At 71.2% G+C, this 12,646-nt stretch carries 12 protein-coding genes; 7 read left to right on the forward strand and 5 right to left on the reverse strand.

Going from position 1 to position 12,646, the window contains the following annotated elements; translation table 11 throughout:
- The first annotated feature begins 50 nt into the window (after positions 1-50).
- Entirely contained in the window at positions 51-2,453 is a 2,403-nt protein-coding gene (locus ACZ7OI_RS15640) for a glycoside hydrolase family 2 protein (protein ID WP_470264875.1), read from the forward strand.
- 18 nt (positions 2,454-2,471) lie between these two features.
- Here the strand turns inward: ACZ7OI_RS15640 and ACZ7OI_RS15645 are convergent, their stop codons facing one another.
- The gene (locus tag ACZ7OI_RS15645; protein WP_470264876.1) at positions 2,472-3,662 is read right to left on the reverse strand and encodes a cytochrome P450; all 1,191 of its coding nucleotides are present in this window, start codon (positions 3,660-3,662) and stop codon (positions 2,472-2,474) included.
- Between the two features lie 16 nt (positions 3,663-3,678).
- Positions 3,679-4,188, reverse strand: a complete 510-nt coding sequence (locus ACZ7OI_RS15650) for a PadR family transcriptional regulator (protein WP_370936583.1) — start codon at positions 4,186-4,188, stop codon at positions 3,679-3,681.
- A gap of 123 nt (positions 4,189-4,311) precedes the next feature.
- Here ACZ7OI_RS15650 and ACZ7OI_RS15655 point away from each other — a divergent pair, with 123 nt between their 5' ends.
- A complete protein-coding gene (locus ACZ7OI_RS15655; protein ID WP_470264877.1) occupies positions 4,312-5,139 on the forward strand; it encodes an LLM class flavin-dependent oxidoreductase in 828 nt (275 codons plus the stop codon).
- Positions 5,140-5,849: 710 nt separating this feature from the next.
- Complete coding sequence (locus ACZ7OI_RS15660; RefSeq protein WP_470264878.1) at positions 5,850-6,266, forward strand: STAS domain-containing protein; 417 nt, start codon at positions 5,850-5,852, stop codon at positions 6,264-6,266.
- Positions 6,267-6,805: 539 nt separating this feature from the next.
- Here the strand turns inward: ACZ7OI_RS15660 and ACZ7OI_RS15665 are convergent.
- Positions 6,806-7,351, reverse strand: coding sequence for a bifunctional nuclease family protein (locus tag ACZ7OI_RS15665; RefSeq protein WP_470264879.1), 546 nt, complete (start codon positions 7,349-7,351; stop codon positions 6,806-6,808).
- 219 nt (positions 7,352-7,570) lie between these two features.
- On the opposite strand from ACZ7OI_RS15665, the gene ACZ7OI_RS15670 reads away from it, so the two are divergent.
- The 3 genes from ACZ7OI_RS15670 to ACZ7OI_RS15680 all read left to right on the forward strand — a co-directional run bounded on the left by ACZ7OI_RS15670 (position 7,571) and on the right by ACZ7OI_RS15680 (position 9,320).
- On the forward strand, positions 7,571-8,023 hold the full coding sequence (locus tag ACZ7OI_RS15670; protein WP_470264880.1) for an ATP-binding protein: 453 nt from the start codon (positions 7,571-7,573) through the stop codon (positions 8,021-8,023).
- The gene (locus ACZ7OI_RS15675; protein WP_470264881.1) at positions 8,020-8,805 is read left to right on the forward strand and encodes a SigB/SigF/SigG family RNA polymerase sigma factor; all 786 of its coding nucleotides are present in this window, start codon (positions 8,020-8,022) and stop codon (positions 8,803-8,805) included. Before ACZ7OI_RS15670 ends, ACZ7OI_RS15675 begins: the two co-directional genes overlap by 4 nt.
- A 101-nt stretch (positions 8,806-8,906) precedes the next feature.
- Positions 8,907-9,320 (forward strand): VOC family protein, encoded by a 414-nt coding sequence (locus ACZ7OI_RS15680; protein ID WP_470264882.1) that lies wholly within the window; start codon positions 8,907-8,909, stop codon positions 9,318-9,320.
- A gap of 8 nt (positions 9,321-9,328) precedes the next feature.
- Here the strand turns inward: ACZ7OI_RS15680 and ACZ7OI_RS15685 are convergent, their stop codons facing one another.
- Positions 9,329-9,823 carry a L,D-transpeptidase gene (locus ACZ7OI_RS15685; RefSeq protein WP_470264883.1) on the reverse strand — a complete coding sequence of 165 codons (495 nt, stop codon included), beginning with the start codon at positions 9,821-9,823 and terminating at the stop codon, positions 9,329-9,331.
- 116 nt (positions 9,824-9,939) lie between these two features.
- Here ACZ7OI_RS15685 and ACZ7OI_RS15690 point away from each other — a divergent pair, with 116 nt between their 5' ends.
- On the forward strand, positions 9,940-10,980 hold the full coding sequence (locus ACZ7OI_RS15690; RefSeq protein ID WP_470264884.1) for an LLM class flavin-dependent oxidoreductase: 1,041 nt from the start codon (positions 9,940-9,942) through the stop codon (positions 10,978-10,980).
- Positions 10,981-10,988: 8 nt separating this feature from the next.
- Here the strand turns inward: ACZ7OI_RS15690 and ACZ7OI_RS15695 are convergent, their stop codons facing one another.
- Complete coding sequence (locus ACZ7OI_RS15695) at positions 10,989-12,539, reverse strand: S53 family peptidase (RefSeq protein WP_470264885.1); 1,551 nt, start codon at positions 12,537-12,539, stop codon at positions 10,989-10,991.
- Between the last annotated feature and the right edge of the window lie 107 nt (positions 12,540-12,646).

Below are 12,646 nucleotides of genomic sequence, written 5' to 3' on the forward strand. Positions count from 1 at the left end.
CTTCCCGGCGGCTCGTCCGCGCCCCGCCCCGGAACTGCCCGCCGGCGGGGATGACGGGCAAGCAGTCCGGGCGGGCCCCCTGGTTCGCCGCGCACCCCCGGCGAGGTTTCCTGCTGGGGGCCGGCGCGGCGATCGCCGGTTCGGGCGCGCTCGCCGCCGCGCTTTCCCGTCCCGCGCCCCCGGCGGCGCGGGACGGGTTCGGCGCGGACTGGCTGTTCGGCCCGTTCGTGCCCGGCAGCACCGATCCGGACTTCGACGACGCCGAGATGGCGCTCGTTTCGGTGCCGCACTGCGTCGTTCCGCTGTCCTGGCAGGACTGGGATCCGTCGGACTGGCAGCACGTCTGGGTGTACCGGCAGCATTTCCTCGCGCCCGCACAGCTGCGCCGGAACCGGGCGTTCCTGCAGTTCGACGGCGTGCTCAGCGCCGCGACGGTGTACCTCAACGGCCGCCGCGTCGCCGTGCGCAGCGGTGGTTACCTGCCGCTGCGCTGCGAGGTCACCGGTCTGCTGACCGACAAGGACAACGTGCTCGCCGTGGTCGTCGACGGCCGCTGGCAGCAGAACACGCCGCCGGATCTGCCGGAGTTCCCGAACCCGACAGCCATCGACTTCTACCAGCCGGCCGGGTTGTACCGCGAAGTCCGGCTCACTGGCGTGCCGCAGACCTATCTGTCCGATGTGTACGCGCAGCAGATCGCCGTGCTGACGCCGAATCGCGAGGTGCTGCTGCACTGCACAGTGGATTCGGCGAAGCCGGTCAAAGGCCCGGTTCGACTCACCGCCGCGCTCAGTCAGCACGGCGGCGAGATCGCGTCGTCGTATACCGATCTCACCGGACTGCCGAAGGGAAACACCGAGGTCACGGTGTCGCTGCAAGACCTGGAAGCGGTCCAGCTGTGGGATCTGGACGACCCGGCGTTGTGCGACATCCTCGTCACGCTCGCGGTCGACGGCCGGAAGGTGCACACGTATCCGGTGCGAACCGGGCTGCGCGACGCTCAGTTCACTGTGGACGGTTTCCGGCTGAACGGGAAGCCGCTCAAGCTGTTCGGGCTCAACCGGCACCAGTGGTACCCGTTCGTCGGCGGCGCGATGCCGGACCGGGTGCAGCGCCGTGACGCTCAGCTGCTGAAAGAAGAACTGAACTGCACGATGGTGCGTTGCTCGCATTATCCGCAGGCCACGGCGTTTCTCGACGCCTGCGACGAACTCGGCGTCCTGGTGTGGGAGGAACTGCCGGGCTGGGATCACGTCGGCGACACCGCGTGGCAGGAGCTGGCGGTGCGCGACGTGCACGACATGATCGTCCGCGACCGCAACCATCCGTCGATCATCGTATGGGGCACCCGGGTGAACGAGACACTCGGCCAATACGCGCTGTACGGGCGGACGGACCAGCTCGCCGCGGAACTCGACCCGATGCGGCCGTGCACCGGCGCCGTCGCGGGCGAACGCGGCTACGTTTCGCCGCTGTACCCGGTGAAAGCGGCCGGCGGGGTGTTCTCCTTCAACGACTACAGCCGTCCCCGTCCGCCAGGTTCCCCTCCCCCGCTTCGCCCGCCGCGCCGCGGAGTTCCTTACCTGGTCAGCGAAGCGATCGGCACGCTCGTCGGTTCAGCGTACTTCCGGCGGACGGATTCCCTTGCGGTGCAACGGGAACAGAGCATGCTGCACGCCTCGGTGCACGACCACGCCGCGTCCGATCCGCGCTACAGCGGCCTGCTCGGCTGGTGCGGGTTCGACTATCCTTCCGGCTGGTATCACCACTATCGCGGCGTGAAATACCCCGGCGTGATGGACTTCTTCCGCATCCCCAAACTGGGCGCGGCGTTCTACCGGGCGCAACGCGATCCGTCCCGCGGCGCGGTGATCGAACCGGCCTTCTACTGGGATTTCGGCCCCGGCTCGCCGCCGGGCGGACCGGGCCGCGACGCGATCGTCTGGTCGAACTGCGAGGTGCTGGTGGTGACCGTCGCGGGCAAGCGCCCGGTCACCGTGCGGCCGGATCGCGCGCGGTTCCCGCATCTGGCGTACCCGCCGTTCCCGGTGGATCTGCGGGTGGACGGCCGGGCGCGCCCGGAACTGGCGATCGAGGGCCGGATCGGCGGGCAAACCGTGCTGCGCAGGCGATTCAGCGCGGATCCGGCGTACGACACCATCGCGGTGACCGCCGACGACGACCAGCTCGTCGCCGACGGCGCGGACACCACCCGGGTCGCTCTGCGCTCGCTCGACCGTTACGGCGCACCGCGTCCGCACGCGCGCGGGGTGCTGGCCGTCGCTGTGAAGGGTCCCGGTGTGCTGATCGGCGACCCTTACCTGGATTTCGGCGCGCTCGGCGGCGCCGCGGCGGTGTGGATCCGGTCGATGCGCGGCACTCCGGGGACGATCACCGTGAGTGCCACGCATCCGTTCGTCAACACCGGGACTGCCACGATCGAGTCCTTGTGAGCGCGACCCGCGCCTGCCTCACCACACGACCGGCACCTGCGAAACCCCGCCCGTCAACCGGTTCGCCCGCACTTCCAGCTCGTCCGCGGGCACGGCCAGCCGCAGATTCGGGAAGCGGCGGAACAACGTCGTGAACACCACGCGCAACTCCGTGCGCGCAAGGCTCGCGCCGATGCAGAAGTAACCGCCGTAGCCGAAAGCGATGTGGGAGTTGGGTTTGCGGTCCGCGTCGAACTCGTGCGCCTCCGCGAACACCGACGGGTCGCGGTTGGCCGAGGCGGTCGAGATCATCACCGCGTCGCCGCGCGGGATGCGAACGCCGCCGATTTCCACGTCCTCGTGCGCGTACCGGAGCAGCCCGAGCCCGCCCGGCGCGGACATCCGCAGGATTTCCTCGACGGTGGCGTGCACGCGCCCTTCCGGGTCGGCGGCCAGCGCGTCTCGGCGGGCGAGGTCGGTGAGCAGGAACAGCACGCCGAGGTCGATCCGGTTCGACGTGGTCTCGTGGCCGGCGAACAGCAGTCCGGCGGAGAGCCTGCCGAGGTCGTCGTCGGTGAACGTCGGGTCGTCGGCCTGCGCGGCGACCAGGTCCGAAACCACGTCCTGGCCAGGGTTCGCGCGTTTCGCGTCGGCGAGGCCGGACATGTAGGCGCTGAACTCGGTCATCGCCACCTCGGCGTCGCCGCCGCTGTCGAGCACCCCGATGCGGTCGGACAGGTCGCGGAACTTCTCCCGGTCGGAGTACGGGACACCGAGAAGTTCGCAGATCACCAGCACCGGCAAGGGGAACGACAGATGCTCGTGCAGATTCGCCGGCGAGCCCGCGGCTTCCATCCCGTCGAGACACCGGTCGGCGAGTTCCTGGATCCGGCTGCCGAGGCGGCGCATCCGGTTCGCCGAGAACGCCGGGACCAGCAGGCGGCGCAGCCGGGCGTGCTCCTGCTGCTCGGTCTCGAAATCGCCCTGCGGGCCGTTCAGCACCGCGGCGTCGGAGACCGCCGAGGCGTCCTCGGGATGCGGGTGGGAACGGCCGAACCGGTTGTCCGCGAACACTTCCCGCGCCTGCTCGTAGGCGGTGACGAGCCAGGCCGGGTCGCCCGCCGGGGTCGTCACCGGGGCGATCGGGCCCTCGCGGCGCAGGACTTCGTACAGCGGCGCGATGTCCAGGACGTTCGGCCTCGCGAACGGCAGCTGGGTGGGGGTGGGCATTCGGGTCCTCCTCGGGTCAGCCCGCCCGCGTGCGCAACGACGCGAGCCAGTCCTGTTCGTTCTCCGCGCGGCGCTGGACCTCGGCCAGCACGAGCCTGCTCCACGGGTCGGTCTGCCCCGCGCCGAGCTTCGCCAGCCGGTCCCGCTGCGCCGCGACGGCGGCCTCGCGTGCGTCGAGCACCCGCAGCCGTTCCTCCGGGGCGAGCCTGCCGAACCCGGCCAGCCGCGCCAGAAACTCGGCCGGATCGCCGGCCAGCTCCGGCGGCAGATCGGCGAGCAGATCGTGCAGCAGTTCCCGCCCGACGTCGGTGATCGTGTAAACGTGCCGCGGCGGCCGCCCCTCCTGCGGCTCGGCGGTCCGGGTCACCGCGCCTGCCTCGGCGAACCGTCGCAGGGCGGGATAGAGCGAGTTGTTCGACAGCGCCCGACCGCTGGATTCCTCGACCTGCTTGCGCAGCTCGTACCCGTGCCACGGCCGCTCGGCGAGCTTCGCGAGCAGGAGCACGTCGGTCCACACATAGGTCACCGTAACCTAGGGTCCCGTTGCCCGGCAACGTCCGAACGGCGGAGGCCGGAAGAAGATCTCGGGCCGTTTTTTGTCGGTGCGTCCCGGTACGGTCGGCTTCGACCGATCCGGAGGGGGATGTCCATGCCAGACCACGTCCGCTACGGCCTCTACCTGCCGCCTTTCGGCCCGCTCGGCGACCCGGCAGCGCTGGTCGACCTGGCGGTCCGAGCCGAAGCCGCCGGCTGGGACGGGGTGTTCCTGTGGGACCACGTGGTGCCCGCGATGCCGCCGATCGCGGACACCTGGACCACCCTCGCCGCCATCGCGCAGGCGACGAGCCGGGTGTCGCTGGGCCCGATGGTCACGCCGCCGAGCCGCCGCCGTCCGTGGGTCCTGGCCCGCCAGGCCGCCACCGTCGCGCGACTTTCCCGCGGTCGGCTGATCCTGGGAACCGGCATCGGCTCCGACGAAACGGGCGACTTCAGCCGGTTCGGCGACCCGTCCTCGCCCGGCGCTTTGTCGTCCCGGACCGACGAGGCGCTGGAGATCGTCCGCGCGATGTGGGCGGGGGAAACCGTTGAGCGCCAGGGGCAGCACTACCAGGTGAACCTGGACGCCGCCGACCCCGAGCCGTACCGCATTCCGGTGTGGACGGCCAGCATGACGCAGCACCCGCGGGTCCTGCACCGCGCCGCCGCGAGCGACGGGATCTTCCCGAACCCCGGTCCTCAGCCGCCCTCGCCCTCGGCGTTGGCCGGCCTGGTCGCCCAAGTCCGGCCGGCGGACCGCCCTTACGACGTCGCGGTCTCGGGGAACGCCAGCCCGGCGTGGGAGGACCCGAGCGGAGTGGACCTCGCGGCGCTTGCCGAGGCGGGGATGACGTGGTGGATGGAATCGCTGATCCACTTCGATCCGCTGGAGCTTTCGCTGACCGTCGTGGATGCCGGGCCTCCTCGGATCGGAGGCTAGGAGGGGTTCGGGGTTCGCCCGGGGATTTCGCTTGTGGCGGCCGGAGCCGGGCCTGGGCGGAGGTGGTTAAGGTCGGCTGCGAGTGGTGGCCGAGGGCGCTCGGGAGGGCATGGCCGAGGACGGCTGGACGGAGGTGACTGGGAGCGGATGGAGGGGGCCGGGCAGATTCGGCCGCGCAGTCAGCACCAGCGCCGTCCTGACGCGGTCCCTGTGTGCCGGACCAGCGCCCGCCGTCGAAGCTCGATCGGGCCGGGCAGCACCTATCTCGCCGCCACAGCTTTCCCGGGCAACGGATCTCCGACCCCTCGCGACTGGGCCTGATTTTTCTTCACCTGCACCTCTCACAGCCGCTTCCCCCATCCCACCGCAGCAGTCCTCTCCCGCACGCCAGGAGGACGCCCCCACCCGACCGGATTGTCCTTCGCCCGCCCCGTTTTCGACGCGCGCAGCGTCGCCCTCCCCCACGGTCGTCTGATCGTTCAACAACCACCCGGCCGTGCCCGCCCCCGCCAGCGGCAGCCTGTCTCCCGGAGCGGCAGATTGCCGTCTGTCCCCCTTCGGCGGCTTCCCTGTGCGGCGGTGGCGAGCTACCGTGGAGGGTGGTTGAGCCTCCAGCCACCGTGATTTCGTCCCGCGCGCCGGGATGCCCGGTGCCCGGCCGGTCCGGCATTCCGCCGCAGCCCTGTGCGCGGCTCAGAGAGAGTGCCGTGATGACCGCCGCGCACAGTGCACGACTGACCGCCATGCCCTCGCCGGATCCGACGGGGATGCTCCGGCTGCGCGTCCGCCACCCCGCGCCGGGGACAGCCGTCGTCGAGGTTGCCGGGGAGGTTGACCTCGCCACCGCGCCGCGGCTGGCCGAGGTTGTCGAGTCCAGGCTGCGCAGCACGGTCAGCCTGGTGATCGTCGACCTTCGCCGCACGACCTTCCTCGGCGTCGCCGGGCTTCGCGTCCTGATCCGGTTGAAACTGCTCGCCGCGGGGGCGGAAACCGACTTTTACGTCGACCCTGGCACCGCGCCGACGGTTCGGCGTTTGCTCTCGCTCTTCCCCCTGGACTGCGCACGCTCCGGAGCCGCGGAGGGGCTCACCGAGATCCCGCTGCCCCGCCCGGCCGAGAAGGCTTGACCGTCCACTGAGGACACTGCGGACAGCGACCGGCGGCACGAGCTCGGACAAACCCGCCGAACGGGGCCGCAGCCCGGCGCGGAAGGCGGAACTCGTCCGCCTCGGCTGGCCTGCCGCAGTCACCACCGAGCCCACCCTGCTGAAGCCGCACCGAGCCGAAGCGCGCCAGAGCAACCACGCCAAGCCAGACCTGTTGCTGCACCCACAACCGAGCCGAAGCACGCCGCAGCAACCACACCAAGCCGGATCTGTTGCTGCACCCACAACCGAGCCGGATCCTGCCGCAGCAGCCGCGCCTAGCCCAAACCTGCTGAAGCAGCCACGCTAAGCCGCAGCAGCCGCACGGAGCCGCAGCCTCCTGCCACCACCCGAACGGCCGCCAGGTCGGCATTACTCACGACCCCAGACGGCCCCCGCCCTTGACCTCACCCGGCCGCGCACCGCGTCCCAGCAAGAAAACGACCGAGCCCCACAGCGAAGCTCCGCCCACCAACCCAGCCGCCAACCCCAGCGAACCAGCCCGAAACCGAGATCGAGCCTCAGGCGTCCGGATCCCGGAAATCCTCCGGGCTCACATCGTCCAGCAAATCCCGGAACCGGCGGATCTCGTCCTCGTTGGCCTCCGCCGGTTCCTCCAGATCCGCCGCGGCCTCGAGCGCCGAACCGAGCGATGCCTCGTCCCCCGCCGCCACCGTCACGTCGACCGCCGCCTCGTCCAGCACCGCCTCCGCGACCTCCAGCGGGGCGTGGGTCCGCAGCCCGATCGCGATCGCGTCGCTCGGGCGGGCCGAAACTCGCACGCCGCCGGTCAGGACGAGGTCCGCGTGGAAGATGCTGTCCAGCAGCTGGGTGATCTCGACCCGTTCGACGCGCTGGCCCAGCGCCGCCAGCACCTCGATGATCAGCTCGACCGTCCCAGGCCTCGCCGACACGACCTGTTCCTGTGCGGCGGCCAGTTCCTGCGCTTCCGGCGCGCCGATGGTGATGGCGAGCCACCGGCGCGAGCCGGATTCCTCGCGCAGCAGCACGACCGGCGCCGACTCCTGCGCCACCACGGCCAGCCCCTGCACCCGCACCTGCACCATGGGGGTCACCCCGCTTCCGAAAAGGTTCTCCCTGCTGACTACCCAACGCCCGCCGGTTTGTCACGCGAAATCGCCGTCTGCCTCACCGCGGATTCACGCACCTGAGCCGCGGAGACGGCGCCGCGGTCCAGGAGAACGCTGCCGCAAACGTGCCCCTGCGCACAATTCGGGAACCCCTCCGCACGTGTCGATCGCACCGCGCCTGGGTATGCCGGAGCCATGAACGACGAGGGACCCGGCGGCCGCGCCAGCGGCGGCATGCCAGCCGTGGACCGTTTGCTCGACGAGGTGATCGAGCTGCGGCTTCCCGCGGAGACGTATCAGATCCCGCTTGTCCGCATGCTCGCGCAGGCTGTCGCCGCGCGGGCCGATTACGGGCTCGACGCGATCGCCGACGCCAAGATGGCCGTCGACGAGGCGTGTGCCCAGGTCGTGTCGACGGCGGCCCCCGGCGCGGCGATGACCTGCCAGTTCACCGTCTCGCCCGACGGGATCCGGTTCGGCGTCAAGACCCGCACGCGCCATCCCGAGCCGCCGAGCGAGCGAAGTTTCGGCTGGCACGTGCTGACCACGCTGGCCTCGAACGTGTCGGCGCGCTGCGTGCCGGACCCCGCCGAAGACGGGTACGCGCTGACCCTCGACCTCGACCTGCACCGGGAGGCGAGCGGGTGAACCAGCCGCCGGTCATCCGCCACCGCGACGAATACGCGCACACCGCGCCGCTGTTCGAGGAGCTCGCCGCCCTGCCCGCCGACGACGGGCGGCGGCCGAGGCTGCGCGAACAGCTCGTCACCGAATTCCTGCCCGTCGCCGAGCACATCGCCACCCGGTTCACCGGGCGCGGCGAACCCCGCGAGGATCTCGTCCAGGTCGCCCGGATCGGGCTGATCAACGCGATCGACCGGTTCACGCCGGACCGCGGCCCGGACTTCCTGTCCTTCGCCGTGCCGACGATCATGGGCGAGATCCGCCGGTACTTCCGCGACACCGGCTGGTCGGTGCGCGTGCCGCGGCGGCTCAAGGAACTGCACCTCGCGCTCAGCCGCGGGTCGGGCACGCTGTCGCAGACGCTCGGCCGCGCGCCGACGCCCACCGAGCTCGCCGAGCACCTCGGCCTCGAGCTCTCCGAGGTCCACGAAGGGCTCGTCGCGGGCCACGCGTACCAGACCCTGTCCGTCGACAAGCCGGTGCACGACGACGCCGAGCCGCTGCTGCTCGCCGACACACTCGGCAGCGACGACCCGGAGATCGAGCACATCGAGAACCACGAGGCCCTGCAGCCTCTGCTGCGCGAACTGCCCAAGCGGGAGCGCGCGATCCTGGTGATGCGGTTCTTCGGCGGCCTCACCCAGACGCAGATCGCCGAGCAGGTCGGGATCTCCCAGATGCACGTGTCCCGGCTGCTGTCGCAAACGCTCGAACAACTGCGCGGCAAACTCACCGGCGACCCCTGAGCATGCCCGCGACGGGGGTCGCCCGACCGGGCTTGACCCCGTTGTCGCACCCTCGCGGATCTGCGACGATTCGAGCCCGTCCATCACTTGAGGAGGGCCCGATGGCCTCGAGACTCAACCCGTACATCAGCTTCGCGGGCAACGCGCGCGAGGCGATGGAGTACTACCACGGCGTGTTCGGCGGCGACTTGGCGCTGAACACCTACGGGGAGGCCGGCGCACCCGCGGAGGCCGGCAACGCGGACAACGTCATGCACGCGATGCTGGAGGGCGGCAACGGGTTCACGCTCATGGCCTCCGACGTCCCGCCCGGCATGGAGCACAACCCGGGCACGAACATCTCGATCAGCCTCAGCGGCGACGACGGCGACCTGCTGCGCGGCTGCTGGGAAAAGCTGTCCGACGGCGGAACGGTGACGGTTCCGCTGGAGAAGCAGATGTGGGGCGACGAATTCGGCGCCTGCACCGACCGGTTCGGCATCTCCTGGATGGTCAACATCGGCCAGCCGGGCTGAACCGCCGGTCAGCCGCGCACTTCCACCTCGGCTCCCACCGGAAGGCGGTCGAAGAACAGCGCCGAATCCTCCTCGGTCAGGTGGAGGCAGCCGTGCGACGGACGGTCGAGCGGCCCGGCGTGGAAGGCGATGCCGCCCGCGGCGAAGAAGACCGAGTTCGGCATGTCGTCGCCGTACTCGTCGCTGCGGTGCACGCGGTCCTTCCACGCCACTTTGAACGTCCCGGTCGGCGTCGGCTGGCTGGGGGCGCCCGGCTCCATCGGGACCGAGCGCACCACCGCGCCGTTCTCCAGCAGCCACGCTCGCCGCAGCGAGAGGCTGGCGCACGCGCCGGTCTCCACTGAGCACGGCGGGCTCGGCGAGGCGTGCGCGGCCCGCGGCACGGGCAGTTCGGGCTGCGGCGCCAGAGGCTGTCCGGCCGCCTCCGGTTCCGCCTGCACCCCGCACCCGGCCGCGACCGCGGCCGCCCCGGCCAGCACCATCGCGACGATCTTCCCGCGCATCCGTCCGCTCCCGCCGTTCGTTCCCCTGTGCTCTACGGGCGAGCGGGCCGGAAGGTTGCGACGATGACGCGTCAACAACCGGTATCGTCGGCGGGCGACGACGAGGAAGTGCGGCGATGGAACTCGGCATCTACAGCTTCGGCGACCGGCCCGCCGACCCGGTGACCGGCGAACAGGTCCCGGTCGCGCGGCGGCTGGCCGAAACGCTGGAGCGGATCCGGCTCGCCGACGAGCTCGGCCTCGGGTTCTACGGCCTCGGCGAGCACCATCTGGAGCAGTTCGCGATCTCGAACCCGGCGACCGTGCTGGCCGCCGCGGCGAGCGTCACCGAGCGGATCACGCTCTCCAGCGCGGTCACCGTGCTCTCCACCGAGGACCCGGTGCGGGTGTACCAGCAGTTCACGACGCTGGACCAGCTCAGCCGCGGCCGGGCGGAACTGCTCGCCGGGCGCGGTTCGTTCACCGAGTCGTTCCCGCTCTTCGGAGCCGACCTCGCCGAGTACGACGAGCTGTTCGAGGAGAAGCTCGCCCTGCTGCTGCGACTCGACCGCGAGGATCCGATCACCTGGTCCGGCCGGTTCCGGCCGCCGCTGACAGACGCGCACGTCTACCCGCGTCCGTACGGGCGGCGGCTGCGGATCTCGGTCGGCACCGGCGGGCATCCGGAGTCGTCGGTGCGCGCCGGGCTGCTCGGCCTGCCCGTGGTGTACGCGGTGATCGGCGGCGAGCCGGAGCGGTTCGCGCCGCTCGTGGACGTCTACCGCCGAGCGGGCGAAGCGGGCGGGCACTCCCCCGGCGACCTGCACGTCACGATGAGCGCGATCGGTCTCGTCGCGGAGAATTCGCAGGACGCCAAGGAGAGTTTCTACCCGTACTGGCTGGAAACGATGAAGTACGGCGCGCGGGCCCGCGGCTGGCGGATCCCGGCCCGCGCGGAGTACGACGAGTACACGCGGGACGCGGCCGCGCTGTTCGTCGGCAGCCCCGACGAGGTGGCCGACCGGCTGATCGCCGTCGGGAAACTCACCGGGGCCGACCGCTACGCCATGCAGATGGACTGGTCCGGCGTGCCGCACCGCAAGGTCATGAAAGCGATCGAACTGCTCGGGGCCGAGGTTCTTCCGAGGATCCGGAAGGAATTCGGCACCGCGCCCTGACTGTCCATTCAGGACTTTTTACCGCCGAGAACCTGGTGCAGCGCCGCACCGTCGGGCACCCCGAGCCCGGTGCACGCGTCCCATCCGGCGGCGGCCGAGTACGCGCCGTTGCCGCCCTCGGTGATGTCGCGGAACCCCGGCTGCGCCTTGCCCGCGCCGACCCCGGCGTAGAGCTTGCTGTGCACCAGCCCGAATCCGCGCCCGGACAGCTGCGCCAGCCTGGCCAGCAACGCCGACCACAACGGCGAAACCGCGCTCGTGCCGCCGACCACGATCTGCTGTCCGTCGACGAGAACCTCGTACCCCGTCGACGGATCCGCGTTGCCGGCCACGTCCGGGACGCCGCGGCCGGGTTTTCCGTCGCCCGCTCGCGTCGGCACGCCCGCGGCCTTCTGGAAGTCCGGCACCGGGAAAGCGTCGCTCACGCCGCCGCCGGTCGCGCCGCCTCCGGAGGTGTTCCAGACCGTCTCGGAGTTCACTGTGGACGGTGGGGTGCCGTCGAGTTTGGTGCCGCCGCAGGCGAGCGCGTGCGGGCTCGACGCCGGGAAATCGACGTGCTGCGCCCCGTCGGTCTGCCCGTCGGCGCTGCCGTTGTCGCCGGACGCGCAGCAGACCGTCACGCCGAGCGCGGCGGCGTCGGCGAACGCCTGGTCCATCGCGGTGCGGGCCTGCGGCGTCCACTGGTCCTCGGACTGGCCCCAGCTGATGCTGACCGCTACCGGGGTCGGCGTGGCGTGCACCGCGGTGCTCACCGCGTCCAGGAAGCCCTGGTCGGTGTTCGGCGCGAAGTACACGACCTGCGCGGCCCCCGGCGCGAGCGCACCGATGACCTCGACGTCCAGCGCCACCTCGCCGTCGGCCGAATTCGGGTCGCCGGTCGGCGCGTTCTTGCCGCCGTCGACCCCGGCCGCGGTGATCTTCGGTTCGGTGATCTTCAAGCCCGAGAAGTACTTCTTGAGGTCGTCGGGCTTGTACCCGCCGCCGAGTTCGATCACCGCGACGGTCTGGCCGGTGCCGTCGGCGTCGGCCGGGAACCCGTACAGCTGCCCGACCTGGTCCGGCGTGTACCCCTTCGCGGCGGCTTGCTTGTGCAGCCGGAACTGCGCCCGCGCCTGCGGCCGTTCGTCCAGGCCGAGCACGGCGACCACGACGTCCCCGAGCGCGGCAGGCACTTCCAGTTCCCCGCTGCGCGCGGCGAATTCGCCGGTCTCGCCGTGACGGACCCGGTTCAGCTCGGTCTTGAACGCGGCTGTCATTGCGCGCGCCGGGCCGCGGACCGAGACGCGGCGCGAGCCGGCGTGCGCGTCGGTGACGGTGAGCCCGGCGTCGGTGAGGACGGTGCGCACCAGGTCGAGATCGTCGGCGGTGGCCCCGTAGCGCTCGGCGAGGTCCGCGGGAGCGAGCGGCTCGCTCAGCGCGGCGACGTTGAGATCGGCGCGCCGCCGCAGCACGACGGTCGCGGTGACGGTGGCGTCCGCGTCGAGCGGGCCGAGCACCTCGGCCTCGGACAGCGCGGGACGCAGGCTTCCGGATAGCGATACCCACTGTGATTCTGTCATCACTCCATGGTCGCCCCGTCGAGGCCGGCACACCACCGCCGTATCCCCCGTCCGGCGGCAAAACCTGTCCGGTTTTTTGTCGACCCGATGACCGGGACCGCGGCTGC

Source organism: Amycolatopsis sp. NPDC114503, from assembly GCF_055633655.1.